Annotated in this window: 16 protein-coding genes and 1 pseudogene; 15 read left to right on the top strand and 2 right to left on the bottom strand. The window is 53.4% G+C overall.

The window, feature by feature from the left end; all coding sequences use genetic code 11:
• The 12 genes from QM579_RS03595 to ftsZ all read left to right on the top strand — a co-directional run.
• A partial coding sequence (locus QM579_RS03595) for a penicillin-binding transpeptidase domain-containing protein (protein WP_414997848.1) occupies positions 1–2,049 on the top strand: 2,049 nt, incomplete at its 5' end.
• A gap of 268 nt (positions 2,050–2,317) precedes the next feature.
• A complete protein-coding gene (locus QM579_RS03590) occupies positions 2,318–3,772 on the top strand; it encodes a UDP-N-acetylmuramoyl-L-alanyl-D-glutamate--2,6-diaminopimelate ligase (RefSeq protein ID WP_414997847.1) in 1,455 nt (484 codons plus the stop codon).
• A complete protein-coding gene (locus QM579_RS03585) occupies positions 3,763–5,196 on the top strand; it encodes a UDP-N-acetylmuramoyl-tripeptide--D-alanyl-D-alanine ligase (protein WP_414997846.1) in 1,434 nt (477 codons plus the stop codon). The genes QM579_RS03590 and QM579_RS03585 overlap by 10 nt, the downstream gene beginning before the upstream one ends.
• 124 nt (positions 5,197–5,320) lie before the next feature.
• Positions 5,321–6,397 (top strand): phospho-N-acetylmuramoyl-pentapeptide-transferase, encoded by a 1,077-nt coding sequence (gene mraY, locus QM579_RS03580; RefSeq protein WP_414997845.1) that lies wholly within the window; start codon positions 5,321–5,323, stop codon positions 6,395–6,397.
• Between the two features lie 11 nt (positions 6,398–6,408).
• Complete coding sequence (gene murD, locus QM579_RS03575) at positions 6,409–7,713, top strand: UDP-N-acetylmuramoyl-L-alanine--D-glutamate ligase (protein WP_414997844.1); 1,305 nt, start codon at positions 6,409–6,411, stop codon at positions 7,711–7,713.
• The gene (gene ftsW / locus QM579_RS03570) at positions 7,710–8,891 is read left to right on the top strand and encodes a putative lipid II flippase FtsW (protein ID WP_414997843.1); all 1,182 of its coding nucleotides are present in this window, start codon (positions 7,710–7,712) and stop codon (positions 8,889–8,891) included. Before murD ends, ftsW begins: the two co-directional genes overlap by 4 nt.
• Positions 8,870–9,943: an undecaprenyldiphospho-muramoylpentapeptide beta-N-acetylglucosaminyltransferase gene (gene murG / locus QM579_RS03565; protein WP_414997842.1), complete on the top strand. Its 1,074-nt coding sequence runs from the start codon at positions 8,870–8,872 to the stop codon at positions 9,941–9,943. The genes ftsW and murG overlap by 22 nt, the downstream gene beginning before the upstream one ends.
• A gap of 73 nt (positions 9,944–10,016) precedes the next feature.
• Entirely contained in the window at positions 10,017–11,390 is a 1,374-nt protein-coding gene (murC, locus tag QM579_RS03560) for a UDP-N-acetylmuramate--L-alanine ligase (protein WP_414997841.1), read from the top strand.
• Positions 11,383–12,273, top strand: a complete 891-nt coding sequence (murB, locus tag QM579_RS03555) for a UDP-N-acetylmuramate dehydrogenase (RefSeq protein ID WP_414997840.1) — start codon at positions 11,383–11,385, stop codon at positions 12,271–12,273. The genes murC and murB overlap by 8 nt, the downstream gene beginning before the upstream one ends.
• A complete protein-coding gene (locus QM579_RS03550) occupies positions 12,258–13,148 on the top strand; it encodes a cell division protein FtsQ/DivIB (RefSeq protein ID WP_414997839.1) in 891 nt (296 codons plus the stop codon). Before murB ends, QM579_RS03550 begins: the two co-directional genes overlap by 16 nt.
• Positions 13,149–13,198: 50 nt before the next feature.
• Positions 13,199–14,434: a cell division protein FtsA gene (gene ftsA, locus QM579_RS03545; protein WP_183718233.1), complete on the top strand. Its 1,236-nt coding sequence runs from the start codon at positions 13,199–13,201 to the stop codon at positions 14,432–14,434.
• Positions 14,435–14,487: 53 nt separating this feature from the next.
• On the top strand, positions 14,488–15,816 hold the full coding sequence (ftsZ, locus tag QM579_RS03540; RefSeq protein ID WP_414997838.1) for a cell division protein FtsZ: 1,329 nt from the start codon (positions 14,488–14,490) through the stop codon (positions 15,814–15,816).
• Here ftsZ and QM579_RS03535 read toward each other — a convergent pair.
• A complete protein-coding gene (locus tag QM579_RS03535; protein ID WP_414997837.1) occupies positions 15,813–16,088 on the bottom strand; it encodes a hypothetical protein in 276 nt (91 codons plus the stop codon). The genes ftsZ and QM579_RS03535 overlap by 4 nt on opposite strands.
• 1,059 nt (positions 16,089–17,147) lie before the next feature.
• Positions 17,148–18,413: a GGDEF domain-containing protein gene (locus QM579_RS03530; RefSeq protein ID WP_414997836.1), complete on the bottom strand. Its 1,266-nt coding sequence runs from the start codon at positions 18,411–18,413 to the stop codon at positions 17,148–17,150.
• Between the two features lie 514 nt (positions 18,414–18,927).
• Between QM579_RS03530 and QM579_RS03525 the strand changes: the two genes are divergently transcribed.
• The 3 genes and pseudogenes from QM579_RS03525 to QM579_RS03515 form a co-directional block, all read left to right on the top strand.
• A complete protein-coding gene (locus QM579_RS03525; RefSeq protein WP_414997835.1) occupies positions 18,928–19,371 on the top strand; it encodes a LexA family protein in 444 nt (147 codons plus the stop codon).
• A complete protein-coding gene (locus QM579_RS03520) occupies positions 19,352–20,647 on the top strand; it encodes a Y-family DNA polymerase (RefSeq protein WP_414997834.1) in 1,296 nt (431 codons plus the stop codon). The genes QM579_RS03525 and QM579_RS03520 overlap by 20 nt, the downstream gene beginning before the upstream one ends.
• A 297-nt stretch (positions 20,648–20,944) precedes the next feature.
• A pseudogene (locus tag QM579_RS03515) lies at positions 20,945–21,127 on the top strand (single-stranded-DNA-specific exonuclease RecJ); the annotation flags it as partial.

Raw genomic sequence — 21,127 nt, 5'->3', positions numbered from 1 at the left:
GCTTCTGAGAGCAAGGTTCGTTTCGCCTGGACAGAAAAATTTGACTGGGGCCGCATCCGCATCAAGATGGTTGTGGTCGTATTCTGTTTGCTTTGGGCGGGCTTGTGGGGCCGGGCTTGGTATCTCCAAATGATTGAAGGCCCACGCCTGGCTGAACGGGCGCGCCGGCAGCACACGGCCTCTGAACTGGTCACGGGCCGCCGCGGCATGATTTTCGACCGCAATGGGCAAGTGCTGGCCCGCAGCATTGAAGCGCGCTCCGTGTATGCACGGCCACAGGAAATAGAAGACTTTAAGGCTATGGCCAATACGCTTGGCCCTATCTTGGGTATTGAGCCGCAGAAACTCTACGACGATCTTTCGCAGACCAAGCGCCGTTTTGTCTGGATCAAGCGCAAGGTGGATGACTTTACTGCCGAGGCTGTACACAAAAGTAATATTGCCGGTATCGGCCTCTCCAAAGAATACGACCGAGTGTACCCCTTCAAGCATATGGCTGGTCAGGTTCTTGGATTTGTTGGAATGGACGACAAGGGTCTTGAGGGTATTGAACGCTCTATGGAAGCCCGTCTGGGCTGCATCCCCACCCGGCAGATAGTGCAGCGCGACGCAATGGGCCGCCGTTTTTATCTGCATGAAGAGGGGCAAAGCGAGCCCCGTGGGCAGGATCTTACCCTGACCATTGATGTGCAGATGCAGTTTATAGTCGAAGAAGCCGTTGCCCGTGCCGTAAAAGAATATGATGCCCGCTGGGGGGGAGCCATCGTTGTAGATGTTCCTTCTGGCGAAATTATGGCCTGGGCGCAGTATCCTTTTTTCAATCCCAATGTCTACAAGGACGCCAGCCCGCTTGTATACCGGAACCGCATGGCGGCTGACGCGCTGGAGCCGGGTTCTACCTTCAAGCCCTTTGTTATGGCTGCCGCGCTTCAGGAAAAAAAGATCAACGCGAGCACTGCCATCGACTGCGAAGGCGGAAGATGGGAAACAAAGAATTTCACCATCCGCGATACATCCCGTCAGGGTGTACTGCCAGCCAACAAGGTGCTGCGCTATTCGTCCAACATTGGCATGGCCAAGATCGGCCTCATGATTGGCGTGCCTACGTTCCACAAATATTTAAAAGAATTGGGTTTTGGTCAGCGCACAAGCGTGCCGGTGGCCGACAGCCGCGGTATATTGCGCATTCCCCGCGACTGGAGCGAGGTGGACGTCATGTCCACATCTTTCGGGCAGAGTATTTCAGTCACCGGGCTGCAAATGGCCCAAGCTTATCTGACTCTGTTGAATAATGGCGTGTACAAGCCACTTACTCTCACACGAGAGGAAAATAATGTGGATGAGGTGCACCAGCGTGTATTTTCTCAGGCCACTGTGCGCGAAGTCATGCACATGATGCGCGACGTGGTGGAGGAAAGCGACGGCACTGGCAAGCGTGCCCGTATTGAAGGCGTCGAAGTGGCAGGCAAGACCGGCACCGCCCAGAAGGCCGATCACCGTTCTGGAACGTATGGCAGCAAGCGCCTTGCCTCGTTTGTAGGGTTTTTCCCCGCAGACAAGCCCAAGTATCTCATCCTTGTGATGGTGGACGAACCCACCCGCAATCAGTACGGCGGCGTTGTGGCGGCTCCTGTGTTCAAGGAAATAGCCAGCCGTACCCTCACATTTTCGGGCATTATGACAAACACCAAGGTTGCTTCGGTTGAAGAAAGTCCTGCTGCCGCAGCAGCACCCACTTCCGGGCGCAAGCGCGGGCTCAAACTGGCCAACCTTGATGTTCCCTATGTGGCCGATTCAAAAAAAGATGTCGCGCCATCTCAGGATGACAGCATGCGCTTGCCTGGGCATTTGGCCAAGGCGGGCAGCCGCGTGCCCGATGTTATGGGCAAGTCTGTACGCAACGCAGTAGAGCTTTTTGCCCGGGCTGGCGTAGTGCCGGAACTCAAGGGGTCGGGCAGCCGGGTTGTAAAGCAAACGCCTGCTCCAGGCTCTGTATGGCCTGAGGAAGACAATAAAGTTGAATATATTCTGTGGCTTTCAGAAAGGTAAAAAACTGATTTTTGGCATTTCAACGTTAAAAATGTTGCAATGCCCGGCGGCGAATAACCGAGCCGCCCGCCGCAACACGGCGTGGATTTAGCAGAAGACCGCGTTTTCGGCTAAATGCCAGCTCTGAAATTGTAGTCAGTTTCAAAGCAAACTAGTTTCAGCAGATATCCGGCGGGCACAGGCGCGCAGTTGTGGAGCTTGTTAGCCCTTGTGCCCGCCGGAGTTCAGGTCGCACCGGGATACTTCCGGCAACTCAAAGAGGTTAGTTATGAATCGGGAATTTACGGCCCTTTTGGAAGAGTGCGGGCGTGGCGGAATGGAAGTTCGCGCCGATTCGCGTCAGGTTGGCCCTGGCGATATTTTTGTGGCCGTACCCGGAGTCAAGGAAGATGGGGCCCACTTTATTCCTGCCGCAGTTGAAGCCGGGGCCGGAGTTATAGTCTGTTCGTCCAAAGGCGAAGAGGCTGCCGCTGCAACCAGCGCCGGACGTCGTGTCATATACCACGCTGACCCTCGGGAAGCGCTCTGGCGGCTGGCCCAAGCCCGCTGGCACACAGACACCTTGCCCATCCGCATTGTTGGTGTTACAGGCACCAACGGCAAAACCACCTGCACGTATCTGCTTGAGCGTCTTTTCGCGCAAGCGGGGCATAAGCTCGGTGTTATGGGAACGGTGAGTTATCGCTGGCCCGGACACAGCGAAGCTGCCCCGCTGACGACGCCCGACGCCTTGAGTGTGCACTCCATGCTGGCGGCTATGGCCAGAGACGGAGTAGATGTGGCCGTTATGGAAGTATCTTCGCACGCCATAGATCAGCAGCGTGTATGCGGTGTGCCTTTTTCTGGCGCGGCGTTCACAAATCTGACTCAGGATCACCTTGATTATCATCAGGGAATGGAAAGCTACTTCCAGGCCAAAGCCCGGCTTTTTCTTGAGTTACCACGCGCCGACAAGGCTATGGCCGTAAATGCTGATGATGCCTGGGGACGCCGTTTGCTGGAGTTGTGCCCCACGGCCCTTTCTTTTGGATTGCAGAAAGGAGCCCCCAACAGGCGGCACCTGTGGGGCGAACTGCTGTCTTCCACGACGGAAGGCTGCCACTTGCGGATGAGCCTTGAGGATATGCGCTGGGAGTTGCGGTCTCCGCTGGTGGGGGCGTTCAACGCTTCCAACCTGCTTGCCGTTCAGGCTGTGGCGCTGGAAATGGGCATCAATCCTGAAGCGTTCAAGGCTCTTGAAAGCTTCACTGGCGTAAGCGGCAGGCTTGAACGGGTAGATAACGCCCAGGGACTCAATGTTTTTGTAGACTATGCCCATACTCCTGACGCGCTTGAGAATGTGCTCAAGGCTTTGCGCGGAGCCGGGTTCAAGCGTATTGTCACGGTCTTTGGCTGCGGCGGCAACCGCGACCGCACCAAGCGCCCCATTATGGGAGAAGCTGTGGCCCGCTGGTCGGATGTGGCTGTGCTGACCTCTGATAACCCGCGTTTTGAAGAGCCGGAAGCCATCCTCACGGATGTGTTGCCCGGCCTTGCTTCCGCCAAGGAAGTTGTTGTTGAGGTTGACCGCCGCGAGGCCACATCCAAGGCTCTTTCAATGCTTGGCAAGAATGACGCTCTGCTTATTGCCGGCAAAGGGCACGAAGATTACCAGATCATTCAGGGCGTAAAGCACCACTACAGCGATCAGGAAGTGGTGCGGGAGATACTCGGGTGCGCCTGACTGTAAATGAAGCTGCGGCCTGTCTGGGGCTGCCGCAATCTGCTGAACCGGCGGCAAACGCTGTTCTGACGTCTGTTGTGACAGACAGCAGGGCGGCTGGACCGGGGTCCCTCTTTGTCTGCGTTTCGGGATGCAGGGTGGATGGGCACGATTTTGCCGCCGTGGCAGTGGGGCAGGGCGCTGGCGCAGTGCTGGCCTCGTGCCCCTTGCCACACATTACTGCGCCCGTTTTTGTGGTGCCCGACACTGTCAAGGCGCTGGGTTGTCTGGCTGCCCAATGGCGCAACCGTACCAGAGCCCGCGTTGTAGGCGTGACAGGTACGGCAGGCAAAACCACAGTTAAAGAGGCTTTGGCCCAGATACTGTCTCTCGCGGGCAAAACTGCCCGCACCGCTATGAACCATAATAACCAGATAGGCATGCCTCGTGCTCTTCTGAACACGGATGGCGATGAAGACTTCTGGGTTATGGAAGCGGGCATCAGCCAGGAAGGCGATATGGACGATCTGGGGCAGGTGCTGCGTCCTGACCTGGCCCTCGTGCTCAACGCCGGGGCGGGGCATACAGAAGGCCTTGGTGAAAAAGGTGTAGCCTGGCACAAAGCCCGGCTGCTCAGTTACCTTGCCAAGGGAGGCAAGGGGCTTGTTTGCGCTGACTACCCGGATCTGGCACGCGAGGCCAAGGCTACCGGGGCTGATGTGCGTTTTTTCAGCGTCACCGGACGCGAAGCGGATTTTCAGGCGGTCTACCTTGGGGCTGCTACGCCCCCTGAGGGTGCGGACGCATCTGCCGCTGAGTCGTATGGAAAATTTCAGCTTTGGCTTGAGGGCACTACACTTGATGTCATAGCCCCCTTCAGGGGAGAGTATGGAGCGGAAAATGTGGTGGCCGTGGCAGCTGCGGCCCACATGCTCGGCGTTGACGCCAGCACCATCGCGCAGGGGCTTGCCGCCGCCCATATGCCCGCACAGCGTTTTAATCAGGTTCAGTCAGGTTCCTGGCTGATCATTGACGACACGTATAATGCCAACCCCCTCTCCATGCGGCGTATGCTGGAAGCAGCCGCCGAACAGGCAGGCACGCGCCCCTTTGTGGCTGTGCTGGGAGCCATGCTCGAACTGGGCGCGCAGGCCGCAGCGGAGCATGAAGCCCTGGGGCAACGGCTGGCAAAGCTCAATCCAGCCGCCATCGTGTGGAAAGGCCCGCATGCCGGGGATGTGCGTGCAGGCTTGACCCAGGCTGGTTATACCGGCCCCTGGCAGCCCGTGGATGATGCCGAAGATTTCAAAAAAGCCTGGCATGCCGTGCAGGAAAATGGCCTTGAGGCCAAAGCCCGTGCCAACGGCGGCGTGGTTCTGTTTAAGGGATCGCGCAGCAACAAGCTTGAAACACTCATGACCGCCCTGACCGACAGGCATGAGTAATAGTTTTTTCTCTGGCGGAGCAGCTGCTTTGTCGTTCCAGCAATGGTGGCAAAGTGGTGTAAAGGGGTATCCCATCCGCAGACAGTAACGGTCGCAGTGTGGCCAAACGAACGGATTCACGTGCATGTTTTATAACTTTCTTTCTCCCCTCGCTTCTGAATGGACATTTTTCAATGTCTTTCGTTACATCACCTTCCGTTCTATGGCTGCGCTTATGACGGCCCTGCTTATTTCCATAATTCTTGGGCCACGGTTCATCGCGTGGTTGCGCCGTCTGAAATGCGGTCAGTACATTCATGAAGATGTGGCTGCGCACGCGTGCAAGGCTGGTACTCCCACTATGGGAGGCCTGCTCATGCTGTTCAGCCTTTCTGTGAGCCTGCTTTTGTGGGCTGACCTCACAAATACCTATATCTGGCAGGCCTTTTTTGTTTTTGCTGGGTTTGGAGCCATAGGCCTTTGGGACGATATGACCAAGCTGCGGCACCACAAGAACCGGGGAATTTCCGGCAAAGCCAAAATGGCAGGGCAGCTTGGTGTTGCCTGTGTGGCCATGCTGCTGCTTTTTGCCAATCCCGACTACAGCAGTAAACTCACCATTCCTTTCTTCAAGGAAGTGACCTTTGACCTCGGCTGGTTTTACCTGCCGTTTGGTGTTTTTGTTATGGTGGCTGCCTCTAATGCGGTCAATCTTACAGACGGTCTTGACGGGCTTGCCATTGGGCCATCCATTGTCGCCTGCATCGTGTTTTCCATTTTCATCTACATTACAGGCAATGCGCGGTTTGCAAGCTACCTGCTGGTTCCGTACATGCCCGGCGTAGGTGAAGTTACGGTTTTTTGCGCTGCTCTTGTGGGCGCTGGTTTGGGGTTTCTCTGGTTCAACGCCTATCCTGCCCAGGTTTTTATGGGCGATGTGGGTTCGCTTTCCATTGGCGGTGTGCTCGGCTATCTGGCTTTGCTCTGCAAACAGGAACTTGTACTTGCGGTTGTGGGCGGGCTTTTTGTGGCTGAAACCCTCTCTGTCATTGTGCAGGTGGGCTACTTTCGCTGGACTGGCGGTAAACGTTTTTTTCGTATGGCCCCCTTGCATCACCATTTTGAACTCAAGGGCGTGCCTGAATCCAAGATTATTATCCGCTTCTGGATTACGTCAATTCTGTTAGGCCTCATGGCGCTTTCTGTCCTGAAGCTGCGTTGAGGAGAAATACTATGGCACTGGAAAAAATGCGTGGCAGACGTATCAGCGTTGGCGAGAAGGCCGTTGTCGTCGGTGCCGGGCGGTCTGGCCTTGCTGCCGCACGGCTTTTGAACCGTGAGGGCGCACGTGTGCACCTTCTGGACAGCAACGCCGACGCCTTTTCCACCCGGCAAGATCTGGCCCGTGAACTGGGGCAACTCGGTATTGTCATCGAGCTTGGCCCCCACAGCTCCGCGCAATTTGAAAATGCGGCCTTTGTAGTGCCAAGTCCTGGCATGCCAGTGTCGCGCCTGGTGGGACTGGTAGACGAAGAAAGAACAGAGATTCTGGCCGAGATGGAACTGGCCTGGCGCTATCTGGACAGCGAGCCTGTTCTTGCCATTACGGGCACCAGCGGCAAGACAACAACAGCCTCACTTGCGGCAGCCATGCTGCACGAGCAGGGATACGCTGTTTTTCTTGGCGGAAACATTGGCACGCCCTTGTCGGAATATGTGCTTTCGGGCCGTAAGGCCGACGTTCTGGTACTGGAAATTTCCAGCTTTCAGTTGCAGACATGCACCACCTTCTGCCCGAGGGTGGGAGTTTTGCTCAATATTACGCCCAATCATCTGGATTATCACAAAGATATGGAGGAATACACGGAAGCCAAATTCCGTCTGTTCCGTTGCCAGGATGAAGGCGATCTGGCAGTGCTTGGCGAAAATCTGCGCGATCAGGCTGACAGGCACAGTCTCAAGGCGCGTCAGGTCTACATTACAGCCACTGACCGTTTTCCCGCGAGCAGCCTCATAGGTTCCCATAACCGCATCAATGAGGAAGCCGCGTGGCAGGCCTGCCGTTTCTTTGGCGTCAGTGAAGAAAACGCGGCAAGAGCTGTGGCCCGGTTTGCCCCGTTGCCGCACCGTCTTGAACGTGTGCGCGAGCACAATGGCGTGCTGTATGTGAATGATTCCAAGTGTACCACAGTCTCTTCGCTCAAAGTGGCCCTTGAAGCATTTGACCGTCCGGTACGCCTTTTGTGCGGCGGAAAATTCAAGGGCGGGGATCTGGCTGGTCTGGCTGATCTGCTGAAGAGCAAGGTTTGCGAGGTGGCTCTGTTTGGTGCAAGCCGCGAATATTTTGAAAAAGCCTGGCAAGGAATCGTGCCAATGACCTGGCACCCGGCTTTGGAGCCGGCAATAAAACATCTGACCGCAGGCGCTCACGCTGGCGATGTTATTCTTATGGCTCCAGCCACTTCAAGTTTCGACCTTTACGCCAACTATGAAGAGCGCGGCAAGGACTTCAAGCGCATAGTGGGTAAACTGGTATGAAAAATGTCTTCAAGTCCAGAACAAAACCCGGCAAGGCGCACAGCGCTATGGGGCGGGCTACGGAGAAAGGCCCCTTTGCTCCCTTTGACTGGTGGCTGTTCACCATCATGCTTGTTATCTTGTCCATTGGCCTTGTGATGGTGCTTTCTGCCAGCGGCATTGTGGCGGAGCAGGTTAACGGGGACAAATACTATTTCTTCAAACGTCAGGTGCTTTTTGCGCTGATGGGCGGCATCGTTTTGTGGGGCGCAGCCCTGCTGCCACGTGAATGGCTCTATAAAATGCAGTATCCGGCGCTTTTTGTTGCCTTGCTGCTTCTGCTGGTGACGCTTTCGCCGCTGGCCCCCGCCATTAACGGCGCAAAACGCTGGATTCCGTTGGGGCCGATAAACGTTCAGCCGATGGAATTCGTCAAGGTCGCCCTGGCTCTCTATCTGGCGTATTTCATGAGCTCCAAGCAGGATATTATCAAGACGTTCAGCCGGGGCGTCATCCCGCCTTTTGCAGTAACAGCGCTCTTCTGTTTTCTGCTGCTTCTGCAACCGGACTTCGGCAGTGCCGTTGTTCTGGCAAGCATTCTGTTTTTCATGTGCGTGGCAGGGGGAACCCGTTTTGTTTACCTTTTTTTCTCCATAGCCCTGGCCTGCGCAGGTGCAATGGCTCTGGCCATTTCATCTCCGTACCGTCTGCGTCGCCTGCTGGCGTTTCTGGATCCTTTTGAGGACGCCCATAACACGGGTTACCAGTTGGTGCAGTCATTGCTGGCTATCGGGTCCGGCAGCTTCTTTGGTGTTGGCGTTGGTGCAAGCAAACAGAAAATGTTTTATCTGCCGGAAGCGCATAACGACTTTATCATGGCGGTCTTGGCCGAAGAAATGGGTTTTGTGGGCATGAGCGTGGTCATGATTCTCTTTGGTTTGTTGTTCTGGCGCTGCTATAAGATTATACAGGGACAACGCAATCTGCGTGATCGTTTCACCGCGTTTGGAATCACAACTATTCTTGCTATGGGCTCGGTCATGAATCTCGCCGTGGTTATGGGGGTAGCGCCGCCCAAGGGTGTGCCCATGCCTCTCATGAGCTACGGCGGCAGTAACCTGATGGCTACCATGCTTTGCGTGGGTCTGCTTATGAACTTTTCACGAACGGCGGACACATGGACATCAACATCATCCTGACCACGGGCGGCACTGGCGGTCATATTTTTCCCGCTTTGGCCGTAGCCGAAGAAGTGCGGCGGAGGCATCCGCAGGCCAAGCTGCTTTTCGTGGGTTCGCTGTATGGACCGGAAGCGCGCCTGGTTCGTCTGGCGGGCATTCCTTTTGAAGGGTTGCCTGTGCGTGGTTTTCTCGGGCGCGGGGTGAAAGCTGTTGAAGCCGGTTTTCGCATGACCTGGGCAGTGGGAAAAGCTCTCGGCATCGTCCGGCGGTTTAAGCCTGATGTTGTGGCGGGTTTTGGCAGTTATGCAGCCTTTGCCCCTATGTTTGCGGGGCGGTTGCTTGGCGTGCCGACCATGCTGCACGAACAGAATGCCATTGCCGGGGCCAGCAATCGGGTGCTGGCAAAGCTGGCGCGGCGCATCTGCCTCTCACTGCCGGATACGGAAGGATTTGACTCCGCCAAGTGCGTACTCACTGGCAACCCCGTGCGCGCAGGAGTGAACGAGGCAGGACGTTTGCCGCGAGCCCGCGGAGCCCGTCGTCTTCTCGTTATGGGGGGCTCCCAGGGAGCCCACGCGCTCAATTCTTTTATTGTGGAACGTCTGAGCTCGTTGCGCGAAGCCGGGGTGGATATTCGCCACCAGACCGGAAGCGCCGACGAAAATTCTGTACGCGCCGCCTATGCAGCGGCAGGTTTTGATCCTTCATGCGTGTCTGCCTTTATTGACGATATGGCGGCAGCCTACGCCTGGGCCGATGTGGCCCTGTGCCGTTCAGGAGCAACAACCGTGGCCGAATTGTGCGCGGCGGGCTTGCCTTCTGTTCTTGTGCCATTTCCGCACGCGGTACACGATCATCAAACCCGCAATGCCGAGGTGCTGGCACGTAGCGGGGCAGCCATTCTTGTGCCGGAATCGCGCATGGTTACAGATGATCTGGAACATACTCTTATCCAACTGCTCAATGAAAACGGCGAACGCACCCGCATGTCTGCAGCAGCGTTGGCTTCTGCCAGGCCGGATGCTGCGGCTCGAGTTGTTTCAGTTCTGGAAGAAATTGCCCGTTCCTGATAAAGGTTTGAGAGCGATTATTTACGACGGACTTTTGTCCTTGAATTATCTAGACTTTCTTTAAAGGTAGAGCATGAACAGTAAAATTCGGCATATTCATATGGTGGGCATAGGCGGCGCGGGCATGAGCGGTATTGCCGAGGTGCTGCTCAACCTCAAGTATGAAATTTCCGGTTCTGATATGAGCGATTCTGCTGTGGTGCGTCATCTGCGTAGCCTGGGGGCTCATATTGCCGTTGGGCATGCCGCTGAAAATGTTGGCGACGTGCAGGTTCTGGTTAAATCCACAGCAATCAGCGACGATAATCCAGAGCTGGTAGAAGCCCGCAAACGCAACATTGCTATCATTCCCCGTGCTGAAATGCTCGCAGAGCTTATGCGTTTGCGGCAGGGCATCGCCATTGCAGGCACTCACGGTAAAACCACCACCACGTCGTTGACGGCTTCTATTTTTGATACGGCGGGACTTGATCCCACGGTCATCATTGGCGGGCGTCTTAATGTTTATGGCACAAATGCCCATCTTGGGCACGGCGAATACCTTATTGCCGAAGCTGATGAATCTGACGGTTCATTTCTCTGTCTGTTGCCCATTATCAATGTGGTCACCAATGTGGATGAAGACCACTTGGATCACTACAAGAATCGTGAAGCCATCGACAGCGCCTTTGTGCAGTTCATGAACAATGTGCCCTTTTATGGATTGAACATTGTGTGCGGCGATGACCCCGGCGTGCTGGCGCTGTTGCCCAAGGTCAAGCGCCCAGTGCTGACGTATGGTTTTGCCGAGGACAATGCTCTTCGGGCAATGCCTCTGGAAAGTGGACGAATCAATCGCTTTGAGGTGTGGCTGCGCGGTGAAAAATTGGGTGACGTCAGTCTGCCGCAGCCGGGACGGCACAATATTCTCAACGCCCTTGCATCCATTGGCGCGGCTATGGAAGTAGGTATCTCTTTTGACAAGTGTGCCGAAGGTCTGGCCGGGTTTAAGGGAGTGGGGCGGCGATTCGAATTCAAGGGCGAAAAGCAGGGCGTCACTGTGGTGGATGACTACGGGCATCACCCGGCTGAAATTGCTGCTACCCTTGCCACGGCCAGGCAAGTTTTTGCGGGCAGACGTATTGTGGCGGCTTTTCAGCCCCATCGGTTCAGCCGCACAGAAGCCCACTTTGGTGAATTCTGCAAAGTTTTTGACGTGGTAGACCAGGTGTTGCTGACAGAAATTTACGCTGCCTCTGAAAAACCGATTCCTGGTGTTTCGGGCCAAAGTCTGGCTCAGGGAATACGTCAGGTTTCTGATACTCCTGTGGAATATTTTCAGACGCTGGACGAGCTTATGTTGGCCTTGCCTCAAATTCTGCGCGAGGGCGACGTTCTGCTCACGCTGGGGGCTGGCAGCATAACGCGCCTTGGCCCTGCCTGGCTGGAAGGACGCGACCATGCGTGAAATCGCTTCGCCACAGTTGGCCCAGCGCACTACTTTGCGTTTGGGCGGTACAGCTATAGCAGAGCTGATTCTTGAAAACGCGGAAGACGTCGCCCGCCTGTCCAGGCGCTTGCGTGCCCTTGGCGGTGAACCAGTCATCATTGGGGCTGGCAGCAATATTCTGGCTCAGGATGGCGATTTGCCTCTGGTGCTGGTGCGCCCTGACTTTATGCAGGGGCCAGAAGTCGTTGGTGAAGAGGACGGAAAAATTCTGGTGCGTGTTGGCGCTGCGGTTCCCTTGCCAAGACTCTTGCGGTTTTGTGTTGAACAGGGGCTTTCTGGTCTTGAAGGATTGACTGGCATACCGGGAACCGTTGGCGGTGCTGTGGCAATGAACGCAGGGTCATTTGGTGTTGAAACATGCACAAAAATTAATAATATTCACATAGCTAGCAAAGGTGAAGTCCAAGTAATAGCAGCGGAAGCACTGCAGTATTCGTACCGCAATCTGCACATTGGCGATAAAAAGAATGATTTTATCGTCTTGGAAGCCACATTTGGCTTGACCAGAGCTGCAAGGGATGGCATCAGTAATTGCATGCGTCACAACTTTTTTGAGAAAAAGTCTAAACAACCTGTGACGGCCTGGAGCGCTGGTTGCGTATTCAAAAATCCCTCACCGGAAATGCCTGCCGGTAAACTTCTGGATCAGGCTGGATTCAAAGGTAAAAAACTGGGCGGCATGGCCTTTTCAACTGTGCACGCCAACTTCATGATAAATGAGGGCAGGGGCAGCTCCAACGCGGCTCTGGCTCTTATGCAAGAGGCCAGAGAGGCTGTGCGGGAAAGGTTCGGCATTGAGCTGGAACCGGAAGTCAGGATAGTTCCATGCCTCTTTCCCTAAAAAAGAATGCCCGCAAGACGCGCAACTCTTATACAAGAGCGAGCGTATCAAGCAAGAAGGGGCAAAAAGCCTCAAAACTGCGAATGCCTGCTTTTCTGGCTTCTGGCTTTGGCAGGATTAGAGGGCTGAGCGGCCTGAAAAGTCTTGCAGCCGTAGCTGTTTTACTGATGGGCTTGGGGTTGATACTTGCTGGAGTGTGCTTCACATCTCTCTGGCTATACAACAAGGCTATCACCAGTGACTTCTTCACCACTCGGCACGTGGATGTGGCGGGTAACGTGCGCCTCTCCCGTGATATGGTTTTGCAGTACGGCGATCTCAAAGAGGGCGACAACAGCCTGGCTGTGAGCATTGCCAAGGTTGAGCGTAACCTCAGACAAACCCCCTGGGTTGAAGAGGTTTCAGTCAAGCGCCTTCTGCCTGATCGGTTTGTGATAAAATTGAAAGAGCGTATGCCCTCATTCTGGGTACACAGGGAAGGAACCCTGTATTACGCCAATGAGCGCGGAGTTGCCATCGCGCCGGTGGAAAGCAAGAATTTTCTGTCGCTTCCCACCCTGCGGGTAGAGGCGGGGGCTGAAGACGCCATCCCCTTTCTCGCACGGCTTATGAAAGATATTCAAAGCGGGGTGCTGCCTGTTGAGGCCGGAGCTATAGCCTCCATCACCCTGAGCCCAGGGCGGGGTATTGAAATATACCTTGAAGACAGGGAGATGCGCCTCTCCATCGCTACTGATGACTGGGAGGGCAACCTGGCCCGGCTGGGAGTCACCCTGGGCGATCTGGCACGAAGGCACGAACTGCGCAATGTGCGCGAGGTGCGGGCCGTGAATGGAAATGTATGGGTTTTGCTTAATCAAGCCGTGCAAAACTGACATGGCATGAACTTGCAGAGCGTGAAGAACAGGCGTCTTAGGAGAATGGCATGAATAAGTCCGAGCTCATCGTTGGTCTCGACATCGGCACCACAAAGATTTGCGCTGTGGTGGGTGAACTTACTGAGTCGGGCCTGGTTGATGTGGTGGGCATCGGCACCAGTGTTTCCACTGGCTTGCGTAAGGGCGTAGTGGTCAACATCGAACAGACCGTACAGTCCATTCGCAAGGCTGTTGAAGACGCCGAACTGATGGCTGGCTGCGAAATCCATTCGGTTTACGTTGGCATCGCGGGCAGCCACATCATGGGCATCAACAGCCACGGCGTTATTGCCGTCAAAGGCGGCGAAGTGGCTCAGCGCGATATCGAGCGCGCCCTTGACGCCGCAAGAGCTGTGGCGATTCCTGCTGACCGCGAGGTCATTCATATACTGCCGCAGGAGTACATTGTTGATAATCAGCGCGGGATTGCCGATCCCCTCGGCATGGCTGGCGTGCGGCTTGAAGTGAAGGTGCACATTGTCACCGGAGCCGTGTCTTCGGCGCAAAATATCGTGCGCTCCTGCCATCGCAGCCAGCTTGAAGTGTCTGACATCGCCCTTGAATCACTGGCTTCGGCCAAAGCGGTGCTCACCGAAGAAGAACGCGAAATTGGCGTGGCTCTTGTAGACCTTGGCGGCGGTACCACTGATATCGCCGTTTTTGCCAATGATGCCATCAAACACACCGCCGTTCTTGCCTTGGGCGGCCAGAATCTCTCCAACGACATTGCCTTTGGTCTGCGCACCCCCATCGCCTCTGCGGAAAAAATCAAGCTCAAATACGGCTGCGCACTGGCTGACCTGGTGCGTCATGACGAATTTATTGAAGTGCCCAGCGTTGGTGGCCGCGAACCGCGCCGCCTTTCGCGTCAGGTGCTTGCTGAAATCTGCGAACCGCGCATGGAAGAAATTCTCTTCCTTGTAGATCAAACACTTGTGCGCTCCGGCTACAAGGACATGATCGGCGCGGGCGTGGTGCTCACTGGCGGAACCGCCCTTATGGAAGGCTGCCAGGAACTGGGTGAGCAGATCTTTAACCTGCCTACACGTATCGGGTACCCGCGCAATGTGGGCGGCCTCAAGGATGTGGTCAACAGCCCCAAGTTTTCAACGGCTGTGGGCCTGCTGCGCTACGGGGCAGAGAAAGAACTTTCCGGACAAAAAAAGTTCACCACCAGAAGTGAGAGCGGCGTCTTTGATGGCGTGCTGGCTCGCATGAAAAAGTGGTTTGCTGATATTTCATAAACAGAACAACCTCAAGCGGGCAATTTGGGGATAGTTTAAACAGGAGAGGAACTATGTCACAGTCTATTGTCGACGATATCGACACCTCGTTGTCAAGTAACGCCAAGATCAAAGTCATCGGTGTTGGCGGCGGCGGCGGCAATGCGGTTCAGAATATGATTGCCTCAGGTCTGCGCGGTGTGCAGTTTGTCTGCGCCAATACCGATGTGCAGGCTCTGGCCAAAAACGGTGCATCTGTAAAAGTGCAGATGGGCGAAAAGCTTACCAAGGGCCTTGGCGCTGGCGCTAACCCCGCGGTAGGCCGTGAAGCCGCCGTGGAAAGCGTCAATGCTATCCGCGAAGCCATTGGCGATGCAGACATGGTTTTTGTTACCGCGGGCATGGGCGGCGGTACCGGCACTGGCGCGGCTCCTGTGGTTGCACAGGCTGCAAAGGAAATGGGCGCGCTGACCGTTGGTGTTGTGACAAAACCTTTCAGCTTTGAAGGCGCCAAGCGCAAGCGCGCCGCCGAGGCTGGCCTTGAAGAATTCAAGCAGCATGTGGACTGCCTTATCACCATTCCCAATGACCGCCTGCTTGCCTTTGCTCCCAAAAAGGCCCCCTTTGCAGAAATGCTGCAAAAGGCCAACGACATTTTGTACTACGCGGTCAAGGGTATTTCTGACGTGATCGTGGGCGACGGCCTCATCAATCTGGACTTCGCCGACGTGCGCACCACCATGTCTGAAGCTGGCCTGGCCCTTATGGGCACGGGCATAGCCTCTGGTGAGAGCCGCGCGCGTGAAGCTGCCCAGCGCGCTATTATGAGCCCCCTGCTTGAAGACGTTTCCTTGGAAAGCGCCAAGGCCGTTCTTTATAACATCACCGCGCCTGACGACATTACCGCTGAAGAAATCGCAGAAATTGGCGACATCATTGGCGACGCAACTCCTGAAGATGCCAACATCATCTTTGGTGTTGTTTTTGATGATAATATTGGTGATGAAATTCGCCTGACCGTTATCGCCACTGGTATTGAAGCTCCTCAGGTTATCCAGAGCGTGCAGCCCCAGGCTCCTGCTACTGTGACCAACTTCCGCAAGCCCGGTCCTGATGCCGTTATGGCTGAACCGCGCCGCATGGGCCGTGTGGTCCCGCAGGGAGGCATGATGCAGGGCAATATGGACGATCACGAAATGGGTGAAAGCCGCCTGCCCCGTACATCGCGCCGTTCGGAAGTGGAGCGCTGGTACGATGAAAACAGTAATCGTCCTGCCTATCTGACCAAGCGTGAAACTCTGAATCAGGGGCGTCATCGTACGCATAACCCCGGTCAGGAAGATTTCACTTATGACGAGGATGATTTCGAAATTCCTACGTTCATTCGCACGCAGGCTGACTAGGCTAGGCCTGCCAAGTTTACTAAATTTTCAGGGCTTGCCTCTTCGGCCCTGAAATGCCCGCCGGGAGGCCCATTGGGGGCCTCCCAGTGTGGGGCGTATCTGTCTGCTGATGTTGGAGACAGGTTAAAGAAAGAGTAAAATGCCCCCTCTGATGCCCCCATTGATATTAGGTTGACCACCGCTGCCTCATCGCCCTTCGCAGAATTTATCCCTTCTTTTTTCGTATTAGCACATACTATCCTTGCCTCATTGCTTGTGACTACGTCGTCCATTGCCGCTACGGCCAAAACGAGAATGCTGCTTCAAATGGTGATCACAAAGCGGACCTGAGCAGGTACGGGTTGCCTTAGGCGCGAGCTTAGGTCGTACTGCACGGTAGATACGCTGCTGGGCATCACGGCAAGTATTTTAACCTCGTGTTAAATCTGTTTGAAAGATAAGGTGCTCAAGTTGTTCGGTGTCAAAATTTTCTAATGATGATTGAAAGATTACGGTACATATTAGCACTTTTTTTGAAATGGATTTCAATAACAAGCCAGCCTGATTTTATTATTTTGAACGCTAACCATTTGCTTTAATACTTACCCAGTTCTGCTTTGCTTGCTACCCGCTGTAAAATGGCCTTTGACGGAGCCTGTTTCATTGGCTATTCTTCGCGCATGGAAAAAGAAAATTCGCCGATTGGCATTCGCCCTTGCATCAAGTGTGGCAAGCTTTCTACAACAATCGAAACTTCTCGCCCACTTGGTCGCACACGTGATCTCTATCGAGTTGTTTGTGAATGTGGCAATGGCCCGTTACGTTGGTCCCTTAGCGTGTCCGCGGCCATCCGCCTATGGAATTCACACGACGCCTCTTAGCTAGCGAATAGTTTATTGAGATTACCAGTCTTCTAGGGCAGATTAGCTTTGAAATGCTCTAACGTGTTCCGCAGCCTGAGGTGATACCTGATGCCCGCTCCTGTGCCATGAGCGGGCTTTTTTTGTGTATTGGCAGACTGCTAACCCGGAAGCAGCAGGCGAGTCGCGGCAGAAGTTGACGCGTAACTGGCATTATGCCTTTACTTGACTTGATGGCTTGATACCCTGGCCAAGCAACTTTACGGGCAAGGGGAGGCATAGATGGTAGTGAGGAGCAGGGCTCCACAAGTACTACACCATAGAAAAATTGAATGCGTTTGGCCCAGACAGTTGCTAATTAAAGAGAATTATTGCTGTTTTCTTTTGGGTTATGCTGCTAAAAGCGAACGCAACTTATTTATTTGCGGGGTTGGTCTTTGGGCGTGGTGTTTTTGTGCCGCTAAGCGTATCTCAGCTATGCATGATAAAAAGCTAGCGAGGATCTGCGTTCACCTGAAAACTATTTTTCAACAGCTTTGTTTTGTTTTTATGACTATACATTTTGAGGTCTGCTCGCTTGAGCGTGTCATGAACGGTATCATCAACGGTCGGGTCAAATTGGGCCATGCCGTATGAGAACGTTAACTGAAAGCCCTTAATAGATACATTTTTAGTAATAGACTGTAATTTTTCCATTTTTTCGTTGAGTTCATAAGTCGTAATATTATGTAGCAATGCTGTGAATTCGTCTCCACCCGTGCGGTATGTCTGGCCAAAATCCTTAAGTTTGTAGCGCAGCAGGCGCGCAAAAACACGTATATGGGCGTCTCCGGCGGCGTGTCCAGCTTGGTCGTTTATTGTTTTGAGCAGGTTGATATCACTGCACAACACAATCAATCCGTCCTTTTTTTCATTGGTCATGTGGCGGATATCCAGTTCAAAGGCGTTTCGGTTGAGCACGCCTGTAAGCAGATCTGTATAGGCCAACTTGCGATACAGTGGGGCGGACAGTTTTTTTAACAGCCATGCAGTCATCATAGTGACAACAATGGCCACACCAAACGAAAATGCGAGACATATCAAGATGGACCTATGGGTGTTGTCCACAAAAGACTGCACGTCAAACTCTATAACCAGCGCGCCAACTGTGATATCCCCCTGCTTGATAGGCCTGCAGGTTGGCATGATAGTTCCCCACGAAGTCTCCATTGCTTTGGGGCCATGCACTGCCTGTCCATCAAGACATTGAGCCACTATGGGCACAATTTCTCCTTCAATGGGGGCTCCAATTGTACGAAAGTCCTCTGCTTCCAGCGGCAGTCCGTCAACGAGATATATAGGGTGTCCATCATTTCCGAGTTTTGCAGTATATAAATAGCGCACAGCTGTAGTTTTGCGAATACCATCAAGCAATATGTGTACTTTTTGATATGCTTCTGTAGCAGCATCATCAGGATTGTTGAGTCCAATGACGCTTTGCGTGGGAATGCGGCTTAGAAGTAGTGAAAATATTGCTTCAGACCGATCCAGGAGCCTGTCATTAAAATCGTAGACCAAGAAGCGATAAAATATGAAAACAGTAAACAGGGCAGTGGAAAAAATTGAAGCTATAACAATCAGCAGAATTTTCCGCTCGGTTCCCATTAGCGGCTTTTCAGCAAGTATATGATCTATGCTTGGGAAATGTGTGCTAGGCATGGCTATAGTCTCCACGAATCGTTTCGGGCTATTTTCAAACATAGATTGAATTTTATCCAAGTTCAATATTTATTATAGATGTAAGCAAGTTGCCAAGATGAAAGATTAAACATTGTTGCTTAATATATAATAAGTTTATCGATGCATTTGAAGAGTAGTAAAGATTTTATAAGGTAGATATGGTTGTTTACTAGAATAATAAGTATGATGGAAAATCAGATTTATTTTTTATACATAAGAGAATACTTTTAATCAGATTTACAATTGTACGGCGGAAAATTGATTGTTGAATTTATGTCACTACTTCCGCAATAATTGATTGTTTAGCATGTATATGGGTGAATGGCTGTCAAGCACTAAAGAATGTGCATCGTCATTTTTGCAACAGCTAGCCCATATATCTCGCTGGAAATGTAGTTTTACTGAAATTGTTGTAAAATTGATCGACACGCTGAGGTCATTCTGTTTAGCGCCGAAAATTTTAATTGCTGATCAATGAAAGCCTCTCTTTCGTGGCAGCATAGCGGTTGGCCTTGCCCTTGCTCTTAGTGGAGAGGCACGCTACTTTGCGCTCATGAAAAGCTCGTCCGCCCATCTAGAAGTTCTTGGCGGGGCAGATTGCCCCCCAGACCGCGAAGGTCTGCCGCTCTATCTTTCGCCTGTCGAAGCCGGATTTCCTTCGCCTGCGGATGACTTTCTCGATTGTCGTCTCGACCTGCACAGACATCTGGTCAGAAATGAGGCTGCGACCTTTTTTTTACGGGCCCACGGCGAGTCTATGATAAATGCGGGAATCCACGATGGTGATCTTCTTGTGGTAGACCGTTCTGAATCTGCCACACATAATCGCATTGTGATCGCCGCCCTGGATGGTGAATTGACAGTCAAGCGGCTTATACGCAGCCAGAATCGGGTATTGCTGATGCCGGAAAACTCTGCTTATCCTGAAATTGACATAACAGAGCACGAGTACGTTCACATCTGGGGAGTGGTGACCTATGTCATCCACAAACTCTAATCAGCCGCTATGGGCGCTGGTGGACTGCAATAATTTTTATGCATCCTGTGAAAAATTGTTCCGTCCCGATCTGGCCGCCTGTCCCGTAGTAGTTCTTTCCAATAATGATGGCTGCATTGTCTCCCGTTCGGCTGAAGCCAAAGCTTTGGGGATTCCTATGGGCGAGCCGGAGTTTAAAGCCCGAGCGCAGCTGCAGCGGCATAAGGTGGCTGTTTTTTCCTCCAACTATGCGCTGTATGGCGACATTTCCGCCAGAGTTATGGCAACGCTGGAGCATATCTGCCCGTACGTCGAGCAATACTCTATTGATGAAGCTTTTGTGCGCCTGGACAACACCTTGGCAGCCAATGCTGAAGACATAGCGCAACGGCTGCGAGAAACCGTACGCCAATGGACGGGGATGATGGTGTCCGTCGGAATCGCTCCTACACGGACGCTGGCGAAACTTGCCAATCACTTGGCAAAAAAAACGTCGGGCGTGCATATCTGGAATACGGCCTTGCCAGCTGCAGAAACTGTTTTGCGCGCATTTCCCGTGCGAGAGGTGTGGGGTATTGGCTGGCGGCAAAGCAGAAAATTGCATGAGATCGGCGTGACATCTGCCTGGGGTTTGCGTGAAACCAGTGATCTGTGGCTTCGCAAATTTTTGACCATTTCCGGCTGGAAGACGGCTATGGAGCTGAGAGGCATCCCCTGTGTAGGCGAAGATGAGGGGCCGACCCCGCGGCGTACTTTGGTGTCTTCCCGTTCTTTTGGTGAAAAAATCTATGATCTGGCCGCGCTGGAGCAAGCTGTGGCCACCTTTACCGTGCGCGCTGCAGAGCGCTTGCGCCGCCAAAAACTTGTGGCGGGTGGCATTGCAGTTCATATACGCACATCCCGGCATGCCAATCGGCCATCCTTCGACGCAACAGCGCAACATCCGCTTCAGCCTGCTACAGCGGATACTGTCACGATGCTGCAAGCTGGCAGAAAATTATTGACCTCTATGTACAAAAAAGGGCCTGCGTATGCCAAGGCTGGTATAATGCTTTATGATCTTTGCCCGCAGGATTGTCTGCAAGGCAGCTTGCTTGCCGAGGCCACGCCTGTGAATGATATGCGAAAAACTGCTCTAATGCTGGCCCTGGACGGCATCAACAGTAAATTTGGGCGGGGAGCCGTACATTTTGGTGCAGAGGGCCCACAAGAAGCCAAGTGGCACTTGCGGTGCAAACATTGTTCGCCAAGCGTGACTACAGACTGGAAAGATCTGCCCCAAGCTTTTTGTCGATAAAACGTTGAAAATGTACTTTGCAGTGTTGAAATGCCCCAGGCTGGCGCAAGATGCTAACGCCCTTTGATCCGCGCGTTTGAGCAGGATTATGCCCAAGATGAAGCAGAACCAGCCTAAACAATCATTGTTGTTGCCTTTCCGCTGATTTTTCAGGATATTTAGGTAAATATTTCACAGGTGTGCTCCAGTTCCTGGCATTGGGGAGCCCGGCTGCAATTGGCAGTTCAGGCTTTGCACTGTCGTATTTCTGCGCTGAAAAAAAACCGCCTCAAAGGCGGTTTTTATATCTATCTGAATATGCTTCGATTAAGAGGCTGGTTGCCAGTCCTTGATGCCCACATCCACGGAAGTAATGCCATTATATGTATCAAGGCGCGGGGTATAGGCGACCCGGATGCGTTTGCCTATACCCCGCGCCTTGATACATATAATGGCATTACTTCCGTGGATGTGGGCATCAAGGACTGGCAACCAGCCTCT

Source organism: Desulfovibrio sp. (assembly GCF_047607245.1).
Lineage (GTDB): Bacteria > Desulfobacterota > Desulfovibrionia > Desulfovibrionales > Desulfovibrionaceae > Desulfovibrio.
The sequence above is the reverse complement of the archived record's forward strand: the minus strand, read 5'-3'. Positions and strand labels throughout refer to the sequence as shown.